Genomic DNA, 25,264 nt, shown 5'->3' on the forward strand with positions numbered 1-25,264 from the left:
CCGGCCGTCTGCACCTGCGGGCGGCCGGTCCTTTCGCGTCCGGGACCCGCTGTGAGCAGGGTGTCGTCCGAGGGCGTAAGGTGCGAAGCCATGAAGAAGCTGCTGATCCTCGTCGTCCTGGTCGCCCTCGCCGCTGTTGCGGCCAAGAAGGTCCGGACCGTCTGATCCTGCGGGCCGGACCTGGTGTTCGGCCGTGTGATCCTGGGGCGCATCTGCGCCCGTTTCGTGCTGTCTTGACACTTCTCCTACCCCGGCAGTAGGTTCCCTCCGCCTTCCCCGTTCGTTCTTCACGATCCGGGAGGTGTTGGTGGTGCTCGCGTGCTGGTCCGTCCAAGGCGGTGTCGGGACCACGGTGGTGGTCGGGGCCCTGGCCGTCGCCGTGGTGTCTCGCGGCGACGAGCCGCTCGTGGTCGATCTGGGCGGTGACGTGTCGGCGCTGTTCGGCGTCGACGACCCGCCGTGGCCGGGGTTGGCCGGCTGGCTCGGAGCCGGGCCCGATGTGCCCGATGACGCCCTCGTCCGCCTCGAGGGCGCGGTCGCGCCCGGCCTGTCGGTCCTCCCCCGGGGCCACGGCGCGCTCGTCCCCGGTCGGGTCGAGGAGCTGGCGGCGGCGTTGCGCGCCGATCCCCGCCCGGTCCTGATCGACGCCGGGGTGGTGGTACCCGGCAGCACCGGCGCGCTGCTGACCGCCCGGGCCGACCGCTCGATCCTCGTCACCCGGGCCTGCCCCCTGGCGCTGCGGCGGTTGGCGTCGCTCCCCTTGCCGCCCGATGGGGTCGTCGTGGTGCGAGACCCGCGGCGGGCGGTCACGTGGCCGGAGGTCGAGGCCGCGTGCGGCGCTCCGGTCCTGGCCACGGTCGACATCGATCCGGCCGTGGCCGCGGCCGTCGATGCCGGGTTCACCCGGCGGTCGCTCCCTCGCCAGTTCCTGCGGGTGATCGGGGGGCTGGCATGACCGACCTCGAGGTGCAGATCCACCGGCGCCTGGCCCAGGACGCGCACGGAGATGTGCCCGACGCCGCCGGCATCGCCGCGCTGGTGCGGGCCGGCGACCCGCTGCGGCCGGTGGCCGAGGTCTCCCGATCGGTGTCCACCATCCAGGCCCACCTCGACGGGCTGGGCCTGCTCGAGCCGCTGTTGCGAGACCGGCTCGTCACCGACGTGATGGTCAACGGTCCCGGCCCGGTGTGGGTCGAGCGGGCGGGCCAGGTGGTGCAGACGGGCGTGGTGCTCGACCGGGCGCAGATCGACCTGCTGGTCGAGCGGATCGTCGCCCCGCTCGGCCGGCGGGCCGATCCGGTCCACGCCCTGGTCGACGCGCGCCTGGCCGACGGGTCGCGGGTCCACGTGGTGGTGCCGCCGCTGGCCGTCGATGGGCCGTGCATCACCATCCGCCGGTTCTCCGTGCAACCGGTGCCCCTGGTGCTGATCGCGTCCGAGCCGGTCGCGGCCCTCCTGCGCTGGGCGGTCGATGCCCGGTGCAACATCGTCGTGTCCGGCTCCACGGGCTCGGGCAAGACCACGCTGCTCAACGCCCTGGCCGGCTACGTGCCCGTCGGCGAGCGGATCATCACGGTCGAGGATGCGGCCGAGCTCCGCTTGGCCGCCCCGCACGTGGTGCGCCTGGAGAGCCGCCCGGCCTCGCCCGACGGCGCCGCGCCCGTCACCATCCGAGACCTGGTCCGCAACGCCCTGCGCATGCGGCCCGACCGGCTCATCGTCGGCGAGGTGAGGGGCCCGGAGGCGCTCGAGCTGCTCAGCGCCATGAACACCGGCCACGACGGGTCCATGTCCACCGTCCACGCCAACGGCGCTGCGGATGCCGTCCACCGGCTCGAGACCCTCGTGCTGATGGCTGGTGTCGGGCTGCCCGATGCCGCAGTGCGGACGCAGCTCCTGGCCGCGATCGATCTCGTGGTCCACCTCGAGCGCGACGGCGAGGGCGGCCGGCACGTCGCCGAGGTGGTGGAGCTCGCTGCCGGCGCGATGGGCGAGCCGGGGGCCATCCGGCGCATCGCGCAGCACGACCGCGTCCTCGGCCGGCCCACCACCGCCGGCCGCCGGCCTGGCGTCGTGCCGTTCGCGCCCGAGGCGGCGGCGTGAGGTCGCCGCTGTTCGTCGGGGTGCTGGCCGCCCTGCTCGTCGCCGTCACCGGTGCGCTGGCTCGTCGCGCTGCCGCGGCGTCGGTCCACCGCTCCGCCGGCGCCCTGGTGGCGTCGATCGGTCGGGAGTGGGCGATCGGCACGATCACCCACCCGTTGGCCGTGCTCGCCGGATCGGAGCCGGCCGGCCACGGCGAGCCGACCGCGCTCCTCCACCTGCGCACCGCGATCGAGCGGGGTGCGTCGTTGGGTCAGGCGTTCGAGGCGGTGGCCGGTGCGGATGGTCCCTGGGACGAGCCGGCCCGTCGGCTCATCCGCCGGTGCCGCGCGGGCGCATCGGTCCAGGAGGCGCTCGACCAGTGGGTCGACGAGGATCCCGATCCCACGGTGGCCCTGCTGGCCGATGCGCTCGCCATCGCCTCGGCCACGGGCGGTTCCCAGGTGCGGGCGATCGACGCGGTGATCGACGCGGTTCGAGACCGAGCTGCGCTGCGCCGGGAGGTGCGGGCGCTGGCGTCGCAGGCCAGGTCGTCGGCCGTCGTCCTCGTGGTGATGCCCCTCGCGTTCGCCGTCGCGGTGAGCGTGCTCGACCCGAGGGTGCGGGCGTTCACGTTCGGGTCGCCGCTCGGTCCGCTGTGCATCTTCGCCGGCAGCGCGCTCGACGGGGCCGGCGGGTGGTGGATGCACCGGCTCGTCCGGTCCGTCGCATGAGCGCGCTCGGCGCCGCGCTCTGTGCCGCCCTGGTGGTCCTGCTCCTCGCAGCCCGCGGCCGCCCGGTCGAGCATCGACCGAGGGTCGACGCCGGAGAGGTGCGGGCGCGGCGGTCGGTGCCACGCCGGTGGCGCTCCGCCGCTGCCGGCATCGCGGGGGTCGTTCTCGCGGTGGCTGCGGTCGGCCCCGTCCTCACCCTCGTCGCGGCCGGTGCCGTGCTGCTCGCCCGGAGCGCCCTGGTGCGCTCGGCCCGGCGCCGCGCCGATGCGGCGGTCGCCGGTGCCGTGCCCGATCTCGTCGACCTGTTCCTGATCTCGGCGTCGGCCGGCCACCCGGTGGCGGCCTCGCTGGTCGTGGTCGAGCCGCGGGCACCTCCACCCCTCCAGCCGGCGATCGGTCGCGCCACCCAGCGGTTCCACCGAGGTCTCCCCCTGGCGGAGTGCTTGGCCCGGCTCGGGGGAGACCTCGGTCCGGCCGGCGGATCGCTCACCGATTCGCTGGCCCAGGCCGCGGCCTCGGGGGTGCCGCTCGTGCCCCTGCTCGAAGGCGTGGCCCGCACCGCCCGCGACCAGCGTCGCCGGCGGGCCCAGGAGCAGGCCCGCCGCCTGCCCGTCACCATGCTGTTCCCCCTCGTGGCCTGCATCCTCCCGGCGGCGGTGCTGCTCGCCGTGGTGCCGGTGCTGGCCGCATCGATCTCGTCGCTCGCCTTCTGAGCGTCTCCCCGTCGCACGGCGACCTCCTTCGCACCTCGGGTGCCGCACCCAACCCGGTTCCCCGAAGGAGCACCCACGTGCTTGCCCTCATCGTCCGCACCACCGTCGCCACCCAGACCTTCATCCACCGCCGCCTCCGCCCGGCGGGCCAGCGCGGCCAGGCCACCGCCGAGTACGCCCTCGTCCTGCTCGGCGCCGCCGCCATCGCCCTGCTGCTCGCGGCGTGGGCGGCCAAGTCCGGCGCCATCTCCCGGCTGTTCGACGCCGTCGTCGATCAGCTCGTCGACAAGGCCAAGTGACCCCTCCCCGTCAGCGGGGGCAGGCCACCGTCGAGCTGGTCCTGTGCCTGCCGGTGATCGTGCTGGCCCTGCTCCTGGTGATCCAGATCGGGCTCGTCGCCCGGGCCCACGTGCTGGTGGTCGATGCCGCCCGCCAGGGTGCCCGGGCGGCCGCCGTGAGCGGCCCCGACGCGGCCGCTCCGGCAGCCCGATCCACGCCCGGCCTCGACCCCAGCCGCATGGACGTGCAGGTCTCCACCGAGCCCGCGCCGGGGGTGGACGGCGAGGTGGTCAGGGTGCACGTCCGCTACCGCGCTGCCACCGACGTCCCGTTGGCCGGCGCCCTCCTGGGCGACCCCACCCTCACCGCCGAGGTGGCCATGCTCCGCGAAGACCCGGGCTGACCTGAGCCAGGAGACCCGTACCGTGGCCTCGGCCCTTCGCGATCGTGCGGGCGGTGTCGGGGTGACGAGCAGCGGTGGGTCAGGTCGGGAGGCCGGCGGCGCGGATGAGGCGGGCGGCGGCGTGCTTGTCGAGGGGCTCGTTCCAGTTGCCGCACTTGGGGGACTGGACGCAGCTCGGGCAGCCGTCCTTGCAGGTGCAGCGGTCCAGCACGTCGAGCGTGGCCTGGAGCTGGGTGGCGGCGAAGCGGTGGCCCATCTCGGCGATGCCGGCGCCGCCGGGGTGGCCGTCGTAGATCACGATCGACGGTCCACCCAGATCGTCGAGCCAGGGGGTGGACACGCCGCCCACGTCCCAGCGGTCGCAGATGGTGAACAGCGGCAAGATGCCGATGGCGGCGTGCTCGACGGCGTGCAGTGCGCCGGGGACCTGGGCCTCGGAGATGCGGGCCTTCGCCAGCACCGACGGCGGGACCATCCACCAGTAGCCGCGGGTGATGAGGTGCTGAGGCGGGAGGTCGAGGTCGACCGCACCCAGGATCTTCCCGGTGAGCACCTCGCGGCGTTGGTAGCCCGTCACCTGGCTGGTCACCTCGATGGCGCCCAGGCCCAGTTCCAGGTCGCCGAACGGCCGGCTGGTGTCGACCGACAAGATGCGCAGCTCCACCGAGGAGCGGGCCAGCGTGTACTCCAGCCCGTCGGCCGGCTCGACGATGGCGGCGCCGTCGACCAGGTCGAGCGAGAGCACCCGGTGCGGCCGACCCTGGTGGAGGTAGATGGCGCCGGGGTGGACCATCTCGCAGGCCCGGCTGCCGTCGACCGTGCCGATGAGCGTGCCGTCGGCGAAGGCGATGCGGATCTCCCGCATCGACCCGCTGCGCAGCCCCATGTTCGACGATGGTCGGCCGCGCGCGGCCCAGAAGGCGCGGATGCGATCGGCGCGCGACCGCAGGCGCAGGCGGTCGTCGAGCACGAGGCGGTGGACTCCGTCGTGGAGGTGGTCGCCCCACCACCGCTCGTCGCGGTGGCCGAGCGGCGTCTCGTAGGCGGCGCAGGCCAGGTGCGGGTCGAGCACGAACGGGTTGGCCAGGTTGACCACCGCCGGCTCGGGCGACCGGGAGAACACCTCGTCGGGATGGGCGAGGAAGTAGCGGTCGAGCTGGTCCTCGCCGGCCACCAGGACCGACAGCGACGGCTGGCCCTCGCGCCCGGCCCGGCCCATCTGCTGCCACATGGAGGCGATGGTGCCGGGGAAGCCGTTGAGGATGCAGGCGTCGAGGCCGCCGACGTCGATGCCCAGCTCGAGCGCGGACGTGGCCACCACCGCGCCGAGCTGCCCGCTGAAGAGCTGGGCCTCGATCTCTCGCCGCTCGGCCGCCAGGTACCCACCGCGGTAGGGGCGCACCCGGCCGTTGAGGTCGGGGTGGCGGCGCACCACCTCGGCCGCCACCACCTCGGTGCCCGCCCGGCTGCGGCAGAACGCGAGCGTGCGATGGCCGCTGCGGACCAGGTCGGCCACCAGCGAGGCGGTCACCTGGTTGGACGAGCGCGCCGCCTTGGGCCCGCCGATGGCGGTGGGGTCGACCAGCGCCACGAGCCGCTCGCCGCGGGGGGACCCGTCGGCCATCACCTCGTCGACCGGGAGGCCGCACAGGTCGGCGGCCAGCTCGCCGGGATGGCCGATGGTGGCCGACGAGAACACGAACGTGGGCGACGAGCCGTAGTGCTCGCACAGGCGGCGCAGGCGCCGGAGCAGGTGGCCGACGTGGGTGCCGAACACGCCGCGCAGCACGTGCAGCTCGTCGATGACGATGTAGCGGAGGCGCATGAAGAACGTGGCCCACTTGTCGTGGTGCGGAAGCAGGGCGCAGTGGAGCATCTCGGGGTTGGTGAGCACCACGTTGGCGTTCCGCCGCACCCAGGCCCGCTGATCGGGGTCGGTGTCGCCGTCGTAGGTGGCGGCGATCAGGTTGGGCGCGGACAGGTGGCCGAACCCCTTGAGCTGGTCCTGCGCCAGCGCCTTGGTGGGGAACAGGGCGAGCGCGGTGCCGGGCTTGATGGGGTCGTTGACCGCCTCGGCGATGGGCACCTGGTAGCAGAGCGACTTGCCCGACGCCGTGCCCGTGGCCACCACCGCGCTGGTTCGGGCGCGCAACAGGTCGATGGCCTGGGCCTGGTGCGACCAGAGCCCTTGGTAGCCCAGCTCGCCCAGCCGTTCATCCAGCCAGCCCGGCAGCGGCCGCTCCAGCCCGCCCGTGCGCGCCGGGCGGGGCGGCAGCCGCTCGACGTGCACCAGGCCGTGGTCTCCCAGCCGCTGGCCCAGGGCGTGGAGCAGAGATTCTGCGGGATCGTGCGAGGTGAGGGCCATCGGGCACAGCTCGGGAAGGGAACAGGCGTTCGCAATCCTAGCGCTGTAGTTCCACCGTTGTCCTTCCCCGTCTGGTTGCTCGCGTCGGCGCTGGTCGGAGGGCAGACCTGAGCCGATGGGCCGCTGGCGATAGCGTGAGGGGCGGAGCGATCAGCAGGAGCGGTGGATGGATCTACGACTCGAGGTCAGCAAGCAGGGCGGCTGGTCCGTGGTCGAGGTCGGAGGCGAGATCGACGTGGCCACGGCGCCGCGGCTGCGCGAGCAGCTCATCACCCTGGTCAACAAGCAGGAGTACCAGATCATCGTCAGCCTCGAGGCGGTCGACTTCATCGACTCCACCGGCCTCGGCGTGCTGATCAGCGGTCTCAAGCGGGTGCGCATGCACGACGGCGAGTTCGCCCTGGTGTGCACCGAGCCCCGCATCCTCAAGGTCTTCGAGATCACCGGCCTGCTGGCCGTCTTCAAGGTGTACGCCACCATCGAAGAAGCCGTCGCGGCATGAGGCACCAGGCCGCACGGTGACCTTCGACCCGGCCCGCCCTGGCGATGTCGTGGAGCTCGAGCTCCCGGCGCGGCCTGAGGTCGTGTCGGTCGCCCGTCTGGTCATCGGGGCCCTCGTCGCCGCCGACCCGCTGTTCGACGAGGAGCGCAGCGCCGACCTCCGCCTCGCGGTGTCCGAGGCGTGCACCAACGCGATCCAGGCCGAGCTGGCCGAGCAGGAGGACCACCCGGAGAGCGCCTCGAACGAGCCGATCCTCATGCGCTGCGTGCTGGCCGACGGCCAGATCGAGGTCACGGTCACCGACCACGGCGGTGGGTTCGACCCGGGCGATCTCGAGGTGCACCCCGAGGTCACCGACCCCGACCGCCTCAACTACGAGGGCGGGCTCGGCATCCCGCTCATCAAGATGCTCTCCGACCACCTCGAGTTCCACCCCACCGGCGACGGCACCACCGTCGTGATGCGCTTCGAGCCCCGCGCCCCCGGCCTCGGCCCGGTGCTCGGCGAGGGCCTCGACGGCATCAACGGCATCGAGGGCGCCGCCGCCGACGGGTAGTGTCCGGCCCCGGAGTGCCGGGAAGTCTGGTCGGCGTCATCGTTCACGTCGCCCGAGAACAGGATTCGCTCCATGGACCAGCCGTCGATCGGCACCTCGCCAGATCTGCCCCGCACCTGGATCGACAGCGACCGTCCGCTGGCGCGAGCGGTGGGCCGGCCCGTCCAGCAGTTCATGGGCATCGAGGCGTCCGGCGGCATCGTCCTGGTCGCGGCCGCGGTGGTCGCGATGGTGTGGGCCAACTCGCCGTGGCAGGCGTCGTACGTCACGGTCTTCCACACCCACCTGAACGTCGACCTCGGGTCGTTCCACTACAACGAGACGCTCGTCCACTTCATCAACGACGGGCTGATGGCCCTGTTCTTCTTCGTGGTCGGGTTGGAGATCAAGCGGGAGTGGGTGGCAGGCGAGCTGCGCGACCGGCGCGCGGCGATCCTCCCGGCGGTCGCCGCGCTGGGCGGCATGATCGTGCCCGCGCTCATCTACCTGGCGTTCAACGCGGGCGGCGCCGGGGCCGATGGGTGGGGCATCCCGATGGCCACCGACATCGCGTTCGCCTTGGGCGTGGTGGCGCTGCTGGGCAGCCGGGTCCCGAGCCCGCTCAAGATCTTCCTGCTGACGCTGGCCATCGTCGACGACATCGGCGCCATCATCGTGATCGCCGTCTTCTACACGGACGACTTCGCCGGCCGCTGGCTGCTGGGGGCGGGCCTCGTGATCCTGGCGGTGATGGCGGCGCGCCGGGCGAAGGTCCGCTACCACGTCGTGTACGTGGTGCTCGGCGCCGCGCTGTGGTTCTGCATCCTCGAGTCGGGGGTCCACGCCACCATCGCCGGTGTGATCATGGGCCTGTTGACCCCGGCCATCGCCACCCTGTCCGACGATGATGCCCAGATCGTGGTCGACGAGCTCGAGGACCGCGACGACCTCACCGCGGCCGACGTGCACCGCGTGTCGATCCTCATCTCCGAGGCGGTACCGCTGACCGAGCGGCTCGAGCACCTGCTGCACCCGTGGACGAGCTACCTCATCGTGCCCGTGTTCGCCCTCGCCAACGCCGGCATCGTCGTCACCTCCCACGGCCTGACCAACCCGTCGAGCATCACCCTCGGCGTCATCGTCGGCCTGGTGGTGGGCAAGACCGTGGGCGTCAGCCTGTTCTCGTGGCTCGCCGTGAAGCTCCGGCTCGGCGTGCTGCCCGAGGGCGTGCGGTTCATCCAGCTGGTGGGCATCGCCATGCTGGCGGGCATCGGGTTCACCGTGTCGCTGTTCGTGTCGAGCCTGGCGTTCGACTTCGGCTCCGAGCTGCGTGACGCCAAGATCGGGATCCTCCTGGCCTCGATGGTGGCTGCCATCGCCGGCTCCGTGATGCTGATCCTCACGGCCGATCCGGATGCGGCCGACGACGGTCCGCCGCCGCCCGACCCGTCACCGCCCGCCGTCCCGTAGCGACCAACGGCCGCCCTCCGTCTTCTGGTCGATGTTCCCCGCGCCAGGTGGAGGATCGACCACAAAACCGTGGGGCCTCTGGTCGATGTTCCCCGCGTGAGGTGGAAGATCGACCACAAGACCGAGGGCGCTCCCGTCTCTGGTCGATGTTCCCCGCGTGAGGTGGAAGATCGACCACAAGAGCGGGCGGCGGGGTCAGGGGCGGCGGTAGCTGACGGGGGTGGGGCGGTCGGCGCGCGCCACGCCGCCGATCTGGCGGGTCAGCGGCCGGGGGTCGGCGAAGCGGGGGAAGAGGTCGTAGGCCTCGACCAGGGCGTGGACCGCGGTGCGGATCGCGGAGATCGAGAAGCGCTGCGCCGGGCAGGTGTGGCTGCCGTGGCCGAACGTGCTGACCAGCTCCTTGGTGGGCATCCGGTCGAGGACCTCGGCGGTGAGCTTGCGGCCGTCGTAGTGGTCGGGATCGAAGGTCCTGAGGTCGGGTGCTGCAGTGGGGTTGGTGACCGAGAGCATCGTCGTGATGAGCACGCCGGGATCGAGGCGGTGGACGCCGTCGTCCGCCTGGAAGTCGATCGGGCGCAGCACCTGGCGCAGGGTGATCGAGCGCTGGGCGGTGCGGATCGACTCGTAGGCGATCCGGGTCAGCAGGTCGTCGTCGCCGCCGCGGACCGCGTCGAGGTCGTCGGGGCGGGCGAGGAGGTTGGCCAGGGTCCACGCCAGCGCCGCGAACAGGTTCGACTGCGATCCCAGGTGCAGCACGATCACGTCGCGGGCCACGAGCTGGTCCCGACGCCGGCGGTCCTCGACATCCGCGAACGACTCGTCGATCTGGTCGAGGAAGTCGCCCGCGCGATCGCTGGGGTGCGCTCGACGGGTGGCGAGGATCCGGCCGATGAGGACCTCGATCTCCGCCATCGCGGTGCGCTCGCGGCGCTTCTTGGTGGCGAGGGTGACCGCGGTGCGGAGCGGGTGGACGAACGACTCGGAGGTGTCGAGCCGGTCGAGCGCGTCGATCAGCGGCTCGATGTAGGGCGGCGACGCCGCCTCGTGGCCGGCCCACGACGCCAGCCCCAGGCGGTGGCCGATGCGCCGGCACTCGTCGAACAGGTCGAACGTGCCGGCAGCGCCGAGCGCCGCGATCTCGGCGGCCATCGCCGCGTCGAGGTTGCGCAGGTAGCCCTCGACCTTCTGGTTGCCGAACAGCTTGTGCGGTGGGTTGCGGATCTCCGAGAACAGCTCCTCGGGGACCTTGGTCCTGACCATGGCGTACGTGGCCAGCCCGAACGACGCCTCGCGCTCCGGTGCGGCGTAGAGCGACGCCACCCCGACCGGCCCGAAGACGCAGAAGAACCGGTGGCCGAGCGCGTCGACCACGAACGTGTCGCCGTGGTGCTCGCGCTGCGCCGAGAACCACCCGGTGGGGTTGCGCAGCATCCCGCCGGCCGCGCCCACCCACGGAACGGGTCCGCCGACGATCGCGGGGAGGGGTGACACCTCCGGCAGCACCGCCGGCCGCAGCGACCCCATCAGGTCACGTCGTGATGCCGTGGTCGATGGGGATGACCACGCCGGTCATGGCCTTGGCCTCGTCGGAGGAGAGGAAGGCGATCAGGCCGGCGGGCTCGGACGGATCCATCATCTTGTTGCCGGGGGCCATCGACTTCTCGATGAGCTGGAAGTCCATGCCCTGGGGGAAGTCGACGACGTTGGTCATCGGCGTGTCGACGCCGCCGGGGGCGATGGCGTTCACCCGGATGTCGCGCTTGAGGAACTCCCAGGCGAGGGCGCGGGTGAGCATGGCCACGCCGCCCTTCGAGGCTGCGTACCCGGCCAGGTAGGCCTGGCCGAACACGCCGGCCGACGACGCCACGTTCGTGATCACGCCGCCGCCGTTGGCGAGCATCGACGGGACGACGGCGCGCGCCATGAGGAACGGGCCCTTGAGGTTGACGGCGAGCTGGAGGTCGAAGTCCTCGACGCTCGACTCCTCGAGGATGGAGAAGCGCAGCACGCCGGCCACGTTGGCGAGGATGCGGGTGGGTCCGAACTCGGCCTCCACGGCGGCGACGCCGGCAGCGATGCTGTCGGGGTCGGTGACGTTGACCCGCACCGCGACGGCGCGTCCGCCCGCGGCGACGATGTCCGCCGCGGTCTGGTCGACGCCGTCGGCCAGGTCGAGGCAGCCCACCGACGCGCCGTCGGCCGCCAGGCGCAGGGCGGTGGCCCGGCCGATGCCGGAGGCGGCCCCGGTCACCAGGGCGGTGCGTCCATCGAATCGGGTGCCTGCGGTCATGGGTGTGCGACTCCGTCTGGGTGTGCGGGGGACCGGGCATCGGCCCGGTGCGCTGGGCGGCCGACCCTAGGCCGAAACAAGAACGTGTTCTCGTTTTGCGGCAAGTCGCTGGGGCGAGGGCCGCTCGCACGCGAGCATCGGGCCATGGCCGACGACGACCTTCCCGTGTCTCGCGGGGTGCGCATCCCCCGCAGGGAGCTGGTGGTGTCGTTCAGCGCGTCCGGTGGTCCGGGCGGCCAGCACGCCAACAAGACGGCCACCCGCGTCGAGCTCCTCTTCGACGTCGAGCACTCCTCGGCCTTCCTTCCCGTGCAGCGCGAGCGGGTGATGGAGCGGCTCGGACCCGTGGTCCGGGTGGTCGTCGACGACGAGCGCAGCCAGCTGCGCAACCGGGCGATCGCCGAGGAGCGCCTCGTCGGACGGCTGGCGGCCGCGCTCCACGTCGAGGCGCCGCGCCGCAAGACCAAGCCGTCGAAGGGCGCCAAGGAGCGCCGCCTCCAGGGCAAGAAGCAGCGCTCCGAGACCAAGGCCAACCGCCGCCGGCCCACCTCCGAGTGACCTCGGCGGGGCCGCCTACGAGTGCCGGTCGATGATGGCGGGCAGCGGGTACATGGTCCCGAGGACGTTGAGCACCTCGAAGCTGGCCAGCACCGGCGGGAGGTCGCCGGTGAGCGAGACCGGCTGGACGATCGGCTTCGACTCGCTCGTGAACGCCCACATGGAGTCGGGCTTGGAGCCGGCGCCGAACCACCAGATGTCGGTCGCGCTGCTCTGGAGGCCGAAGCCGCTCCCCACCACCGGCGTGTAGGTCCCGTTGATCTCCAGGACCGAGTCGCCGTGCTTCCCATCGAAGTCGAACGTCCAGAGCAGGTCGGGCGCCGGGCCCGGGGCGTACCAGATGACGTCGGTGAACCGGTCCCGGTTGTAGTTGCCGGGGACCGGGATGTAGGTCCCGTCGATCCGCAGCGGGATCTTGGTGATGGGCGCAGCGTCGCCGTCGAAGTCCCACAGCGAGTCCCGTGCCGGGCCCGGGGCGTACCACAGGATGTCGGCGGCCCAGGGGCTGGCGGCGGGGCCGAAGCCACCGAACATCCCGACCACCGGCGTGTACGTCCCGTTGACGCGCAGCGGCCGCCGGACCAGGCCGCCGTGGCCGTCGAAGTCCCACCAGGCGTCGGGCGCCGAGCCCGGCCCGTACCAGACGATGTCGTCCGCGCCGTCGGCGGTGAACCGGCCCACGACCGGCGTGTAGGTCCCGTTGACCTGGTAGGTGGTCTTGGTGATCGAGCCGTCCTCCTCGAAGTCCCACAGGTAGTCGGGCGCGCTGCCGGGGGAGTACCAGAAGATGTCGGCCTTCGAATCACCGGAGAACTGCCCGACGATCGGCCGGTACGAGCGGCTGATGGACACGTTCGTCGCGGTCCACGACCGGTCGCCGTTGGTCCGCCAGAGCTCGTCACCCCCGGCCCCGGGCGTGTACCAGAGGATGTCGTCGAGCTCGCCCGTGGGCGACGTGTCCCCGACGAAGTCGCCGACCAGCGGGGTCCGGCCCGGCGCCACGAACGGGTCGGTGGCATCGATCGTCCCGCTCGAGGTGGTGAAGCTGATCGCCACGGTCCCGTGCGGGGTGGTGGTGGACGGGCGCGAGGCCCGGGCCGACGCTCCCGGCGCGCCGACCACCACGAGACCCATGACGGCGAACAGGGCCGCCCCGACCCGCACCAGCTGTCCACGATCCGTCATGGCGCCCTCGGTTCTGTCGCCGGTCCGCCGGGGACCGCTCGGCAAGGCTACGGCGCCGCGGCGAGCCGTGCGCTGGATCCGGCGGGGGCGAGATGACGTCGCCCCGATCTCTCGGGCCGGTGCTCAGGCCTCGAGCAGGTCGGGACGGTGCTCGCGGATGGCATCGCCGAGGCGGCCGGCGGGCCACTTGGGGGCGAAGTCGTCGATCGGGATGATGCGGTCCCATCCCCGCTGCTGCACCTGGGCCCGGGTCTGGGCGGTGTGCGCCCAGCGGAGGCCGCCCCGCTTCAACACGATGGCCAGGGTCTTGCCGGAGGGCAGGGTGGCCTCGCCGATCCGGTCGAGGTCGGCCCACGTGGTGCGGAGAACGAACGTGCCCGCCTCGTACTGGAGGCCGTTGCCGTCGACCTTCAGGGAGATGGTGCGCTGCTGCCCCACCCCGAACATCAGCCCCACCGTCCAGATCACCACGAAGCCCAGCGCGACCTGCCAGTTCACCAGCGCGAAGAGGATGGCGGCGATCGGGATCGAGGCCACCAGGATCATCACGCCGAGGCGCAGGAGGCGGTCTCGTTGGGACCGCGTCGAGGGGGTCAGGACCACGGACACGTCGTCTGGCCTAGCTCCCGAAGCGGTGCCGAACCAACCTCTCGGTTGACAGCAGGGCATCGCGTGCCGTTCTCTACTGCGCGTGCCCAAGCCACTGGTGATCGTCGAGAGCCCCGCCAAAGCCCGCACCATCGCGGGCTTCCTCGGCGACGACTACAACGTCGAATCGTCGGTGGGCCACATCCGCGACCTGCCGTCGAAGGGCCTGTCGATCGACGTCGACGACCACTTCACGCCCACCTACGAGGTGCACGCATCCAAGAAGGATGTGATCAAGCGGTTGAAGGCGCTGCTCAAGGACGCCGACGAGCTCTATCTCGCAACCGATGAGGATCGCGAGGGAGAGGCCATCAGCTGGCACCTCCTCCAGGTGCTCCAGCCCAAGGTGCCGGTCAAGCGGATGGTGTTCCACGAGATCACCCCGTCGGCCATCGAGCACGCCGTCGAGAACTGGCGCGACATCGACGAGGGCCTCGTCGACGCCCAGGAGACCCGGCGCATCGTCGACCGGCTCTTCGGCTACCCGGTCTCCGAGGTGCTCTGGCGCAAGGTCAACGCGGGGCTGTCCGCCGGCCGGGTGCAGTCGCCCGCCGTCCGCCTCGTGGTCGAGCGCGAGCGGGAGCGCATCGCCTTCAACTCGGCCGAGTACTGGGACCTCGACGCCGCCTTCCCGTCCGACCCCGCCTTCTCGGCCACGCTCGTCGGGCTCGAGGGCAAGCGCATCGCCAGCGGCAAGGACTTCGACGACACCGGCCACCTCACCAAGGACGTCACCGTCCTCACCGAGGAGGAGGCGGTCGCCCTCAAGGCCGGCCTGGCCTCGTCGAGCTTCGCCGTGCGCTCGGTGGAGGAGAAGCCCTTCTCCTCCAAGCCGAAGCCGCCGTTCATGACCTCCACCCTCCAGCAGGAGGGGGGCCGCAAGCTCCGCATGACCTCGGCCCAGGTCATGCGCGTCGCCCAGGACCTCTACCAGAACGGGTACATCACCTACATGCGGACCGACAGCACCACGCTGTCGGAGACGGCCCTCAACGCCGCCCGCTCCCAGGCCCGATCGCTGTACGGGGCCGAGTACGTGCCCGATGCACCACGCACCTACGACCGCAAGGTCAAGAACGCGCAGGAGGCCCACGAGGCCATCCGTCCCGCGGGCGACACCTTCCGCACCCCCGACTCGCTCCGCGGCGAGCTCCGGCAGGATCAGCTGCGCCTCTACGAGCTGATCTGGATGCGCACGGTCGCCTCCCAGATGGTCGATGCCCGGGGCCAGTCGGTCCAGGTGCGCATCGGCGCCACCGCCTCCGACGGCCGCGACGCCGAGTTCGCCGCCTCCGGCCGATCGATCACGTTCCCGGGCTACCTGCGGGCCTACGTGGAGGGCAGCGACGATCCCGATGGCGCGCTCGACGACCGCGAGACCCTGCTGCCGGTCCTCGCCGTCGGCCAGGCGCTGCCGAGCCCCGAGCTCGAGGCCAAGGGCCACAGCACCTCGCCGCCGGCCCGCTTCACCGAGGCGTCGCTGGTCAAGCGGCTCGAGGAGCTGGGCATCGGCCGCCCGTCGACCTACGCATCGATCATGCAGACGATCCAGGACCGCGGCTACGTCTGGAAGAAGGGCACCGCCCTCGTCCCCACGTGGACCGCGTTCGCGGTGATCCAGCTCCTGGAGCAGTACTTCGGCGAGCTGGTCGACTACGCGTTCACCGCCCGCATGGAGGACGAGCTCGACGGCATCGCCCAGGGGCAGGTCGAGCGCGAGCCGTGGCTCAACAACTTCTGGTTCGGCGACGCCGCCGGCGACGTGCTCCCCGATGAGCTAGCAGACGTCAACCCCGGCTCCCCGGGCCTCAAGGTCCTGGTCGAGCGGGGCAAGGAGACCATCGACCCCGCCGAGATCAACGTCGTCGGCCGGTTCGTGACGCCCGATGGCGAGGAGATCCTCGTCAAGCCGGGCAAGTTCGGCCCGTACCTCAAGCGCGGCGAGGACTCGGCCTCGATCCCCGATGACCTCACCCCCGATGAGCTCGACGTCTTCAAGGCCATGGAGCTTCTCGATGCCCCCAACGGCGACCGGGTCCTCGGCGTCGACCCCGAGTCCGGGCTCGACGTGGTGGTCAAGGCCGGGCGCTTCGGCCCCTACGTCCAGGTCGGCGAGATGCCCGAGGGCAAGGGCAAGATCAAGCCCGAGGACAAGCCCAAGACGGCGTCGCTGTTCAAGACCATGACCGTCGAGCGGCTCACGTTCGAAGAGGCGATGCAGCTCCTGTCGCTGCCCCGCGTGGTCGGTGTCGACCCCGCCGATGGTGGCCAGATCCGGGCCCAGAACGGCCGCTACGGCCCGTACATCACCAAGGAGTTCACCGACCCCGAGACCGGCGCGGCCAAGACCGACACCCGGTCGCTCGAGACCGAGGAGCAGATCTTCGACGTCACGCTCGACAAGGCGCTGTCGATCCTGGCCCAGCCCAAGCGGGGCCGGAACCAGACCGTCGCCGCGCCGCTGCGGGAGCTTGGCATCGACCCGGTCTCCGAGAAGCAGATGACGATCAAGGACGGCCGCTTCGGCCTCTACGTCACCGACGGCGACGTCAACGCCTCGCTCCAGAAGGCCGACCAGCTCGAGACCATCTCCGACGAGCGGGCCTCCGAGCTGCTCCAGGCCCGCCGCGACCGCATCGCCGAGGGCGGCGGCAAGAAGAAGGCCTCGAAGAAGAAGGCGCCCGCCAAGAAGAAGGCCGCCAAGAAGAAGGCGCCGGCCAAGAAGGCGCCGGCGAAGAAGGCCGCGGCGAAGAAGGCGGCCCCGTCCGCCACCGTCAACGGGGCCGGTCCCGAGACCGCCCCCGACGACGACGCCCCCTTCTGACCCACCCCGCACCACGCAGCCCGCAACGGCGGTGGTGTGCAGTTGCGTGTCGCAGCGACACGGTCCTGCACGCCCGACCCGGTCCGAGCCGCTGACGCGCCGAGTCGCGGGCGGGCGTTGGGCGGGGCCGGGCGAGGGGCTCGCCGGGACTGGGTAACGTTCGGCGGGCATGGGCCGGTTCGTGGTGTTCGAGGGAGGCGAGGGGTCGGGCAAGTCCACCCAGGCGCGCCTGCTGGCCGACCGGTGGGGCGCGCTGCTCACGTTCGAGCCGGGCGGCACCGACGTGGGCCAGCGCCTCCGCGAGATCCTGCTGAGCCCCGAGACGGGCGACCTCGACCCCCGCGCCGAGGCGCTGCTCATGGCGGCCGACCGGGCCCACCACGTGTCCACCAAGATCCGCCCCGCCCTCAACCGCGGCAAGGACGTGATCTGCGACCGCTTCGTGGGATCGTCGTTGGCGTACCAGGGCTACGGCCGTGATCTGGGCGTCGACGCGGTGCTCTCGCTGTCGACCTTCGCCACCGACGGGCTGGTCCCCGACCTGGTGGTCCTGCTCGTGGTGACCCCCGCCGAGGCCGGCACCCGGCTGGCGGCGGCCGGCAAGCCCGACCGGCTCGAAGCGGCCGGCGACGAGTTCCACCAGCGCGTCGCCGAGGGCTACGCCATGCTGGCGGCCCACGACCCCGACCGCTGGGTGGTGGTCGACGGTGGTGGCGAGATCGCCGAGGTCGAAGCGCGGGTGCGAGAAGCGATCGAGGCTCGGCTGCCGTCGGCGATGGGCGCGTGAGCACCGTGACCGGTGAGGCGTCCGTAGGCGACGCCTGGTCCGACGTGGTGGGCCAGGAGGCGGCGGTGGCGATGCTGCGCCACGCCGCCGAGGGCGACGCACCGCACGCCTGGCTGTTCGTGGGCCCCCACGGGTCGGGCAAGCGGGCCGCGGCCCGGGCGTTCGCCGGCGACCTGCTGGCGGCCGAGCCCGCGGCGGCGGGCGACGTCGACGGGGCCGAGCGGGCGCGGCTGCTCGCCCGCCAGGAGCAGCACCCCGACCTGATCATCACCGAGCGGGTCGGCGCCACGATCTCCGTCGCCCAGGCCGCCGATGTGATCACCCGGGCGAGCCGTTCGCCGATCGAGGGCTCGCGCAAGGTGCTGCTGCTCGACGAGTTCCACCTGATCCACCGCGACGCCGGGCCGAAGCTGCTCAAGACCATCGAGGAGCCGCCCGCGGGCACGTTCTTCCTGGTGCTGGCCGACGAGGTCACCCCGGACCTGATCACCATCGCCTCGCGCTGCGTCCGCGTCGACTTCGCCCCGCTCACCGCACCGCTGATCGCCCAGCGGCTCGAGCTCGAGGGCCTCTCGGCGGACCGGGCCGCGGAGGCGGCGGCGTTCGCCGGCGGCGACCTCGACCGGGCCCGTCTGCTGGCCACCGACGAGCGCCTCGCCCTCCGCTTGGCGGCCTGGCGCGACCTGCCCCGCCGCCTCGACGGGTCGGGCAGCACGGCCGCGGCCACCATCGCCGATCTGCGCGCCGCCATCGACGACGCCGAAGCCCCGCTCAAGGCCCGCCACGAGGCCGAGCTGGCCGCGCTCCAGGAGCGCGTCGAGCGCTACGGCCAACGGGGCTCGGGCATGACCGACTTCACGGCGCGCCAGAAGCGCGAGAGCCGCCGGCTGCGCACCGATGAGCTGCGGATGGGTCTCGGTGCCCTCGCCTCCGCCTACCGCGACGAGCTGGCCGTGGCGGCCGATCCGAAGGTGGCGCTCGAGGCCCTCGCCGCCATCCAGGACACCGCCGAGCGCCTGGAGTTCAACCCCAACGAGGAGCTCCAGCTCATCGCCCTGGCGGTGCGGCTCCCCGGCCTCCTGTAATCCTGGCGGTTCCGCCCGGAGCGGCAACGGGTTGCTCACCGGCCAGGTCGGTCGGGTACCGTTTCGACTCCGCCCAAGTAGCTCAGTCGGCAGAGCATCTCACTCGTAATGAGAAGGTCAAGGGTTCGATTCCCTTCTTGGGCTCTCAGCCACCACCCCGGGGAACGGCTCCTGCCGGGTCCGGGATAGACCAGGGCGACCTGCGTGAAGGCGCCGCAGGTCGACCGCATGCCGCTCCCGCCGGCGCCGCGGGCGATGGGGCGCTCCGCTCGGCGTTCGGACCTGGCCGTCGCGTCGCGCTATGACCCAAGTCACCGACGAAGTGGGCACACTTCGTCAGATCGACGCCCTCCGTGAGCTTGGTGCATCTGTGGAGACCCCAGGCAGGCACCGAGATCTTCTCGGCGGGCCTCGGGCGCCCGGTCGTGCTCGACCCGGCCGGGCCCGTAGATCACCAGGCGGCGGCGCCAGGCCCCACCCGTGCCACGCACGGGTGGGGCCATGCCTCCGGGCCGGGGTCGACGGCCTCAGGAGCTCGCCCTGACCTGCTGCGTCGAGCGGCGTCTCCAGGGTGTCCGCTGCGGCGGGGTGATCGCGATCGACGTATCCTCCGCGGGTACCTCGGGCCGCACGCCCGAGCCTGTCGTGCACCGCGCCGGCGACACCCTTGGTCGAGCCCGAGAGCTGGGCGGGAGCTGCATCGAGATGGCCGGACCGGTGGTGACCCAGGTGAACCAGGAGCGAGCCCTCGCAGGCCGTGGCCGCCGAGGCGGGATGGCGCGTCGATCGCTACGCGTCGGCCCGGGCCCGGGCGCGGTCGCCTTCGGCCACGTAGGCCGCCCGGAGCGCGGTGCGCGCCCGGTACACGAGCGCGGAGACGGCGTTCGGGGACGTGTCCACCTCGGCGGCGACCTCGGCGGCCGTGAACCCCTCCACGTCGATCCACCACAGGACCTGGCGCCAGCGAGGGTGGAGCGAGCCGAACGCCGCGATCATGCGTTCGTCGGTCTCCGACGCGTCGGCGGCCCGGGCGGTCCGCTCGGGCTTGTCGGCCAGCGTCGCGGCCAGATCTCGCGCTCGCGCCGCGTGGAGCGTGAGGCTCACGTTGCGGACCGTGACCATGAGGTAGCGGATGGGGCTGTCGACGGGGCCGTGGCCTCGGCTGATCGCCTGCAGGGTCCTCATGAAGGCATCGGACACGATGTCGTCGACATCGCTCGCCGGCACCAGGGTGCGGGCGAAGCGCCGGACCTCGGTGGCATGGCGACGGTAGAGCTCGCTGTACGCAGAGGCGCTGCCGGTGCGCACGAGCACGAGCAGCTGCTCATCGGTCAGGCCACGAGCAAGACGGTCGCCGATCGGACTCGGAGCGGCAGGGGGGAGCAGAGCGGTGGAGGTGGGCATCGAACTTCCAGGTACGGGGGCGCGTCGAGGCAGAGGCCAGAGGCGGCGAGCGAGGCTCCGCCGCGAGACCACGTCACGATGACGAGGATCGACGTGATCCGACAAGGTGCGTTGCCCGAACCCGGAGGTTCAGCTCGCGTCGCACGCGGCCGGATCCGTGGCGCTGGTGGAGCGGTCGATGGAGCGTTCACATGACCGACCCGAGACTGCTGGGCGGCGGCCGGCGCACGCCGAGCGAGTACGTCGATGAAGCGCTCGCTGCGCTCGACGACTGGGGCCCGGCGGAGACCGGGATCGGTCTCACCATCGGTGGCGTGGCGCATGCCGCTGGGGTCACCCGGTCGACGATCTACCGGCGCTGGGACACCGCCAGCGAGCTCAACGAGGACCTGGTCTGGTCCACCGTCACCCAATCGATGGGTTGGTGCCGCCGGCTCCTCGACACCGACCCCTCCACCTCGTTCGAGCTCGCCCTCGAGACCGCGCTGGGCCAGCCGGTGGACGCGCTCGGGGTCCCGTGCCTGTCGGTCATCGTCTCGTGGCCGAGCACGTCCACGGCTCGGGCGGGAGCCGAGGCATGGGAGGAGCAGTGGCTGGCCGCGTTCGCCACGTGGCTCGAGGCTCACCTGGCGGCCCATGGAAGGGCCCCCGGACCAGAGGCATCATCCGAGCTGTTGGCGGTCGCCATCACCGGGCTCGTCAACGGTCGGTTCCTGCTGGTCGCGATGCGTCACGGCATCGTCCCGGAGGCGTGGCTCGCCGAGTCGGTCCCCGGTCTGGTGGCCGCGTGCAGCCGGCTGGTCGCATCGCTGACCGTCGGCGCGGAGCCAGCCGGGGACGGGCCGCCGGCGAAGGCGGCGCCAGTGATCACCTTGCCGTTCGCCGACGTGCCCGAGGTGAAGCAGCGGATCTTCCAGGCCGTGGAGGAGTGCGTCCTTCGGTCGAGCTTCGGTGATCCGGGCTTCCCCGCACCCCAGCGGCTGGTCGACATCGCGCGCCTGGCCCGCCGTCTCGGCATCTCCGACCGACGCCTCTACCAGCTGTGGCCGTCAGCGGCGTCCTTCAACGCCGAGCTCACCGTCGCCATCCTCGAGCGGACTCGGCTGGACACCGAGGAGGTGGTGATGGAGGCCCTGCGCCTCGGCCTCGAGGCGCCCTACGAGACCTTCGCCCACCTGCTCGCCTCCTGTTTCCAGGCCGCGGTGGACTGCGGCACCCGCTACCTGCCCACCTCGGCCTTCGCGTGCACGCTGCCGGCGATCGACCCAGAGGCACGGACCGCCCTGGCCGGCGCGCTCGACGATTGGCGGGACTCGGTGCAGGTGCTCTGCCTGGCGATGCTGGCCATGGCCGGCTGGTTCCGTCTCCCGGAGGTACCGATCGAGGAGTACACCCAGCTGGTCTTCGAACAGGTGGCCGGGTTGCAGCGGCTGGTCGGGCTCCACCCGAGCCTCCTGGCGCGGACCGTGCCCTTCCGAGGAGCCGAAGCCCCGATGCTGGGGCTGATCGTGTACCACCTCACCTGCAGCATCTCGCTGCGGGAGCGCCCCGACACGGCGGCGAGCGCGGGGGCGGCGCCCGGCCTGCCGGGGCTCCGGCCCGACTGACGGTTCGACGCCTGTCGGACCCCTTGGGCGGACGGGCTCCTGGCGGGCTCGGTGGGCTCGGGCCGCGTTCGGCCTGGGGCCTGCGTCCCGCCGCCTCGTGCAGGACTGCAGGTCGGCGGCCTTGACCGGTCCGACGTGCAGGCGGAACATGGTGGCATCCCTCCGGACCGCACCACGTCAGGAGCTGGGATGGAACTTCCAGACACCCCGATGCCACTGCACCGGCACCCGAACTTCCACCGGATGGTGGGATCGAGCCGCCAGGCGCTCGGGTGGCTCACCGCCGATCGCCACGTCGAAGCGGCGGGTGCCGCGGAGCACTTCCTGCTCGAGAGGCCGTCGCCCGATGTGGTCGCTCAGATGGAGCACGACATCCTGCTCCGCTACGACGAGGCGCGGCCCTCGGCCGCCAAGCGGCCCAGCACGTACTGAACCCAGGGGCGAGCGCCGGCACCACTGGAGTGCCGGCGCTCTGGCTGGCGCCGCCCGGGCCCTGGTCGGCGGGGCGAGGGGAGCGGTCGCTCGGTTCCCGCGAGCCCGCGCCCGGCCGCGGTCGCGCCAGGTTTGCCCCTTCACGGATCGGGTGTTCGCCGGTACGATCGGACATGGGTCTCCACCGGCGCTCCTGAGATCCGCCGCTTGGTGAGCGCGGGTGGAGACCTCGTTCGCGCCCCGGGGCCGATCGCGCCCGGAGGACCGGCGGACGGTGCAGGTGGCGGAGATCCAGCCACCCACACCGTCCTCGGTCCGCCGCCTGGTGACGGGTGCGAAGCGACAGGTCGCTCGCACAGCCAGTAAGAGCCTCGGCGGCCCTGATCTCTTTACACGCGTGGTGAAAATTCCTCCGGCCCTGGTCGGAGGTCTAGAGCAGGGCCTCGGCCAGGCTCCGGAGCGAGGCGATCGGTGCACCGGTGCCGCCGACGCGCACCAGCCGGCGATCGCCGGTGGCGATGAGGACCTGGGGCCCGGACCGGGGGCCGGGGACCGACCTGGGCAGTTGGCCGCCGGCATCGATCACCACGGCCGGCCGGCCGCCGATCCGGGCGTCGGCGAGGTGGGTGTCGCCGAGGGCTCGGAGCACGTCGACGATGGGGCCGGCGTCGATGCCGGTGGTGACGGCGATGTCGACCGGCGTCGTGGTGGAGGGGGCGAGGAGCAGCGCCCCCGTGGTGGTGCCCCCGAACGGGGTAGGGGCGCTGCGGGCCGAGGTGGTCAGGATCCACGAGGGCCGAGCCCCCTGCACCAGCGCGACCGATCCACGGGGCAGGGCGACGAGGGCGGCCTTCACCTCGGGCCGAGGGGCCGCGTCGGTCAGGCCGGCGACGACGGTGTCCACGTCGGCCAGCGAGAGGCCCTGGGTCCCGAGGTCGACGAGGTCGGTGCCGACCAGCAGGCGGTAGGCGGGTGCGGCCTGCTCGACCGGGCTGATGCTGGTCTCGCCGTGGCCGGGCGAGCCGAGCTGCAGCACGGTCTTGTCGCTGATCGTGACGAGGTGCGGGTCGGTGGTGGCGTCGGCCCCGCCCGACGCGGTGGCGGCTCGGAGCCCGTCACCGGAGCCCCACGCCCTCGTGGCGGCCGCGGTGGCCCCGCCGATGACCCGGGTGATGCGCAGCCCGTCGACGTTGGGCGTGGCCGGGTCGTCGTACGTGCAGGTGATGACGCCGATCCCGTCGGGGTCGGCCTCGGAGGCCCCGCCGACGCACGACTGGTACGCCAGCGACGGTGGGACGGCCCCCACGGTGAACACCCGGTCGGGATCGGGGGCGACGGACGAGCGGCCTCCGCCACCGGGGCCGGCGACCTGCACCACGTGCTGGCCGGTGGAGCGGGTCAGCGCCACGACCGAGGCGCCGATGCCGAGCACCGTCACCACCAGGACCGAGGCCTGGATCGCGCGCCGCCGGTGCCGCCGGCGGCTGCGTCGCCGGAGCGCCTCGATGCTCGGTGCCTGCGAGCGGTCGGCCGCGGCGATCCGGTCGAACGCAGAGGAGAGGGCGTCGTCATCCATCCGAGGGCCTCCCGTCGTCAGGTGCGGAAGGCGCGGGCTGGACCGGATCGAGGCCCTCGCTCCGGAGCCGGTCGGCGAGGTCGGCGCGGGCCCTCGACAGCGTGGCGGCGACGGTGCCGGGCGCGATGCTCATGGCGTCGGCGACCTCCCGCTCGGTCAGCCCGCCGATGTAGCGCAGGGCGACCGCCATGCGGGCCCGCTTCGACAGGCTCCCCACCGCCCGCCAGAGCTCGATCGCCGGGTCGTCGATCTCCTCGGGCACGGGTGCTCCGCCGGCGGCCAGGAACGCCGACTCACGCTGCCGGTACCGCCAGCGGCGGCGAAGGAGGTTGATGGCCACGGTGTAGGTCCATGCGGATGGGTTGGTGGGTTGCCGCTCGCTGTCCCACCGTTCGAGGCAGCGAGCGAACGCCTCGGCCGCGATGTCTTCGGCTTGGTCCCGGTCGCCCGTGACCATGGTGAGCGAGGTGACGAGTCGGGCGTGCTCCCGCCCGTACCAATCCTCGAACCCGCCCTCGTCGCTCACGGGTACAAGTAGAGCCTGAACAGGTAGAGCCTGGACAGGGCAGTTCCCTTTACACGATCGAGGAATTCCCCTCGGCCACCGAAGGCGGCGAGACCGCTCGGGCTGGGATCCGGTGGGAACGGGCCTCGGGAGCGGGTAGGCATTGCGGATGCTCTCGTGGGTCGCGTTCGTCCTCGGGGTGGTGGGCTGGATCGCCACCGTCTCCAGCGTGGTGGAGACCACCGTCGTCCCGCGCGGGACCAAGTCGAGGATCACCGCGGCCGTGGCGAGCTCGGTCCAGTCGACCTTCCAGTACATCGCCGACCGGTTCCAGCAGTGGGAGCGGCGCGATCGGGTGTGGGCGCTCAGCGGTCCGGTGTTCTTGATGACGCTGCTCGTGGTGTGGCTCGTCCTGCTCCTCGCGGCGCTGACGCTCGTGATGCTGCCGTTCGCCCACGGCGACCTCGAGGAGGCGTTCCTGGTGGCCGGGTCGTCGCTGCTGACGCTCGGCGTGGCCATCCCGAACCACGTGGTGCCGCTCGGCTTCGTGTTCATCGGCGCGGCCACCGGACTGGTGGTGGTTGCCCTGCAGATCGCCTACCTGCCCACGCTCTACAGCGCCTACAACCGCCGCGAGGTCCAGGTCACCATCCTCGACTCGTTGGGCGGCTCGCCCGCCTGGGGGCCCGAGATCTTGGCCCGCTTCTCGCTCATCGGCGGCCTCGACGGCATGGACCTGCTGTACGTGCGGTGGATGGAGTGGGCGGCCGACCTGAGCGAGAGCCACGCCGCCTACAAGTCGCTCATCTACTTCCGCTCGCCGAAGCCGACCCGGTCGTGGGTCATCGCCTTCCTCGCCGTCCTCGACGCCGCCGCGCTGCACCTCGCCGCCTGCCCCGACACCGCGCCCCTGTCGGCCCGCCGGCTCCTGCGCGTCGGGTACCGCAGCATGCAGGACATCGCCGAAGCGGTGGGCGTGCCTCCGGCGCCGTCGGCCGACGAGGCCGTCAGCGACCTGACCGACGCCGACATCCGGGCGGCCTTCGCCCACCTGGTCGCCGCCGGCATGGTCCTGGAGCAGCCCGAGGACGAAGCGGTCGCCGACTTCCAGGGGTGGCGGGTCAACTACGAGGTGCCCGCGTACGGGCTGGCGGAGCACATCGACGCGGTGCCCGCGATGTGGTCGGGGCGCCGACGGCGGCGCGGGGCCACCCTGGCCCCGCTGCGCCCTGAGCACGCCGGGCTCGATTGATCGGAACCGGCCCGAGACGATCGGAGGGTTA

At 72.3% G+C, this 25,264-nt stretch carries 24 protein-coding genes and 1 tRNA gene; 17 read left to right on the top strand and 8 right to left on the bottom strand.

The window, feature by feature from the left end; all coding sequences use genetic code 11:
• Positions 1 to 301 precede the first annotated feature (301 nt).
• From ACPPVX_RS13080 to ACPPVX_RS13105, 6 genes are all read left to right on the top strand, one after another.
• Positions 302 to 955 (top strand): cellulose synthase operon protein YhjQ/BcsQ, encoded by a 654-nt coding sequence (locus ACPPVX_RS13080; RefSeq protein WP_426570998.1) that lies wholly within the window; start codon positions 302 to 304, stop codon positions 953 to 955.
• Entirely contained in the window at positions 952 to 2,103 is a 1,152-nt protein-coding gene (locus tag ACPPVX_RS13085) for a CpaF family protein (protein WP_426570999.1), read from the top strand. The genes ACPPVX_RS13080 and ACPPVX_RS13085 overlap by 4 nt, the downstream gene beginning before the upstream one ends.
• A complete protein-coding gene (locus ACPPVX_RS13090) occupies positions 2,100 to 2,813 on the top strand; it encodes a type II secretion system F family protein (protein ID WP_426571000.1) in 714 nt (237 codons plus the stop codon). The genes ACPPVX_RS13085 and ACPPVX_RS13090 overlap by 4 nt, the downstream gene beginning before the upstream one ends.
• On the top strand, positions 2,810 to 3,526 hold the full coding sequence (locus ACPPVX_RS13095; protein WP_426571001.1) for a type II secretion system F family protein: 717 nt from the start codon (positions 2,810 to 2,812) through the stop codon (positions 3,524 to 3,526). The genes ACPPVX_RS13090 and ACPPVX_RS13095 overlap by 4 nt, the downstream gene beginning before the upstream one ends.
• Positions 3,527 to 3,603: 77 nt before the next feature.
• Positions 3,604 to 3,825: a DUF4244 domain-containing protein gene (locus ACPPVX_RS13100; protein WP_426571002.1), complete on the top strand. Its 222-nt coding sequence runs from the start codon at positions 3,604 to 3,606 to the stop codon at positions 3,823 to 3,825.
• Positions 3,822 to 4,208, top strand: coding sequence for a TadE family protein (locus tag ACPPVX_RS13105; protein ID WP_426571003.1), 387 nt, complete (start codon positions 3,822 to 3,824; stop codon positions 4,206 to 4,208). The genes ACPPVX_RS13100 and ACPPVX_RS13105 overlap by 4 nt, the downstream gene beginning before the upstream one ends.
• Positions 4,209 to 4,287: 79 nt before the next feature.
• Here the strand turns inward: ACPPVX_RS13105 and ACPPVX_RS13110 are convergent, their stop codons facing one another.
• Positions 4,288 to 6,573, bottom strand: a complete 2,286-nt coding sequence (locus ACPPVX_RS13110) for a DEAD/DEAH box helicase (RefSeq protein ID WP_426571004.1) — start codon at positions 6,571 to 6,573, stop codon at positions 4,288 to 4,290.
• 166 nt (positions 6,574 to 6,739) lie between these two features.
• Between ACPPVX_RS13110 and ACPPVX_RS13115 the strand changes: the two genes are divergently transcribed.
• The 3 genes from ACPPVX_RS13115 (at position 6,740) to nhaA (ending at position 9,080) form a co-directional block, all read left to right on the top strand.
• Positions 6,740 to 7,075, top strand: coding sequence for an anti-sigma factor antagonist (locus ACPPVX_RS13115; protein WP_426571005.1), 336 nt, complete (start codon positions 6,740 to 6,742; stop codon positions 7,073 to 7,075).
• A 16-nt stretch (positions 7,076 to 7,091) separates the two neighbouring features.
• The gene (locus ACPPVX_RS13120; RefSeq protein WP_426571006.1) at positions 7,092 to 7,631 is read left to right on the top strand and encodes an ATP-binding protein; all 540 of its coding nucleotides are present in this window, start codon (positions 7,092 to 7,094) and stop codon (positions 7,629 to 7,631) included.
• A gap of 72 nt (positions 7,632 to 7,703) precedes the next feature.
• Positions 7,704 to 9,080: a Na+/H+ antiporter NhaA gene (gene nhaA, locus ACPPVX_RS13125; RefSeq protein WP_426571007.1), complete on the top strand. Its 1,377-nt coding sequence runs from the start codon at positions 7,704 to 7,706 to the stop codon at positions 9,078 to 9,080.
• 195 nt (positions 9,081 to 9,275) lie between these two features.
• Here nhaA and ACPPVX_RS13130 read toward each other — a convergent pair whose 3' ends face one another.
• Together ACPPVX_RS13130 and ACPPVX_RS13135 are read right to left on the bottom strand one after the other, a co-directional pair.
• Positions 9,276 to 10,604, bottom strand: a complete 1,329-nt coding sequence (locus ACPPVX_RS13130) for a cytochrome P450 (RefSeq protein WP_426571008.1) — start codon at positions 10,602 to 10,604, stop codon at positions 9,276 to 9,278.
• Positions 10,605 to 10,608: 4 nt separating this feature from the next.
• A complete protein-coding gene (locus ACPPVX_RS13135; RefSeq protein WP_426571009.1) occupies positions 10,609 to 11,370 on the bottom strand; it encodes an SDR family NAD(P)-dependent oxidoreductase in 762 nt (253 codons plus the stop codon).
• A gap of 144 nt (positions 11,371 to 11,514) precedes the next feature.
• Between ACPPVX_RS13135 and arfB the strand changes: the two genes are divergently transcribed.
• Entirely contained in the window at positions 11,515 to 11,928 is a 414-nt protein-coding gene (gene arfB / locus ACPPVX_RS13140) for an alternative ribosome rescue aminoacyl-tRNA hydrolase ArfB (protein WP_426571010.1), read from the top strand.
• Positions 11,929 to 11,943: 15 nt separating this feature from the next.
• Here arfB and ACPPVX_RS13145 read toward each other — a convergent pair whose 3' ends face one another.
• Positions 11,944 to 13,113: a hypothetical protein gene (locus ACPPVX_RS13145; protein WP_426571011.1), complete on the bottom strand. Its 1,170-nt coding sequence runs from the start codon at positions 13,111 to 13,113 to the stop codon at positions 11,944 to 11,946.
• 123 nt (positions 13,114 to 13,236) lie between these two features.
• A complete protein-coding gene (locus ACPPVX_RS13150) occupies positions 13,237 to 13,722 on the bottom strand; it encodes a hypothetical protein (protein ID WP_426571012.1) in 486 nt (161 codons plus the stop codon).
• 82 nt (positions 13,723 to 13,804) lie between these two features.
• Between ACPPVX_RS13150 and topA the strand changes: the two genes are divergently transcribed.
• The 4 genes from topA to ACPPVX_RS13170 all read left to right on the top strand — a co-directional run bounded on the left by topA (position 13,805) and on the right by ACPPVX_RS13170 (position 18,601).
• Positions 13,805 to 16,585, top strand: a complete 2,781-nt coding sequence (gene topA / locus ACPPVX_RS13155; RefSeq protein ID WP_426571013.1) for a type I DNA topoisomerase — start codon at positions 13,805 to 13,807, stop codon at positions 16,583 to 16,585.
• A 169-nt stretch (positions 16,586 to 16,754) separates the two neighbouring features.
• Positions 16,755 to 17,372, top strand: a complete 618-nt coding sequence (gene tmk / locus ACPPVX_RS13160; protein WP_426571014.1) for a dTMP kinase — start codon at positions 16,755 to 16,757, stop codon at positions 17,370 to 17,372.
• Positions 17,369 to 18,457, top strand: coding sequence for an ATP-binding protein (locus ACPPVX_RS13165; protein ID WP_426571015.1), 1,089 nt, complete (start codon positions 17,369 to 17,371; stop codon positions 18,455 to 18,457). Before tmk ends, ACPPVX_RS13165 begins: the two co-directional genes overlap by 4 nt.
• Positions 18,458 to 18,528: 71 nt before the next feature.
• Positions 18,529 to 18,601, top strand: a tRNA-Thr gene (locus ACPPVX_RS13170).
• Between the two features lie 645 nt (positions 18,602 to 19,246).
• On the opposite strand, the gene ACPPVX_RS13175 is transcribed toward ACPPVX_RS13170, so the two are convergent.
• On the bottom strand, positions 19,247 to 19,861 hold the full coding sequence (locus ACPPVX_RS13175) for an RNA polymerase sigma factor (RefSeq protein ID WP_426571016.1): 615 nt from the start codon (positions 19,859 to 19,861) through the stop codon (positions 19,247 to 19,249).
• A gap of 191 nt (positions 19,862 to 20,052) precedes the next feature.
• Between ACPPVX_RS13175 and ACPPVX_RS13180 the strand changes: the two genes are divergently transcribed.
• Positions 20,053 to 21,468, top strand: a complete 1,416-nt coding sequence (locus ACPPVX_RS13180) for a TetR/AcrR family transcriptional regulator (protein WP_426571017.1) — start codon at positions 20,053 to 20,055, stop codon at positions 21,466 to 21,468.
• 189 nt (positions 21,469 to 21,657) lie between these two features.
• A complete protein-coding gene (locus ACPPVX_RS13185) occupies positions 21,658 to 21,900 on the top strand; it encodes a hypothetical protein (protein ID WP_426571018.1) in 243 nt (80 codons plus the stop codon).
• Positions 21,901 to 22,330: 430 nt separating this feature from the next.
• On the opposite strand, the gene ACPPVX_RS13190 is transcribed toward ACPPVX_RS13185, so the two are convergent.
• Both ACPPVX_RS13190 and ACPPVX_RS13195 read right to left on the bottom strand, forming a co-directional pair.
• Positions 22,331 to 23,476 (bottom strand): hypothetical protein, encoded by a 1,146-nt coding sequence (locus tag ACPPVX_RS13190; protein ID WP_426571019.1) that lies wholly within the window; start codon positions 23,474 to 23,476, stop codon positions 22,331 to 22,333.
• Positions 23,469 to 24,002, bottom strand: a complete 534-nt coding sequence (locus tag ACPPVX_RS13195) for an RNA polymerase sigma factor (RefSeq protein WP_426571020.1) — start codon at positions 24,000 to 24,002, stop codon at positions 23,469 to 23,471. The genes ACPPVX_RS13190 and ACPPVX_RS13195 overlap by 8 nt, the downstream gene beginning before the upstream one ends.
• Positions 24,003 to 24,150: 148 nt before the next feature.
• Here ACPPVX_RS13195 and ACPPVX_RS13200 point away from each other — a divergent pair, with 148 nt between their 5' ends.
• Positions 24,151 to 25,233 carry a hypothetical protein gene (locus ACPPVX_RS13200; RefSeq protein WP_426571021.1) on the top strand — a complete coding sequence of 361 codons (1,083 nt, stop codon included), beginning with the start codon at positions 24,151 to 24,153 and terminating at the stop codon, positions 25,231 to 25,233.
• Positions 25,234 to 25,264 lie beyond the last annotated feature (31 nt).

The organism is Aquihabitans sp. McL0605, assembly GCF_049993875.1.
Taxonomy (GTDB): domain Bacteria; phylum Actinomycetota; class Acidimicrobiia; order Acidimicrobiales; family Iamiaceae; genus Aquihabitans.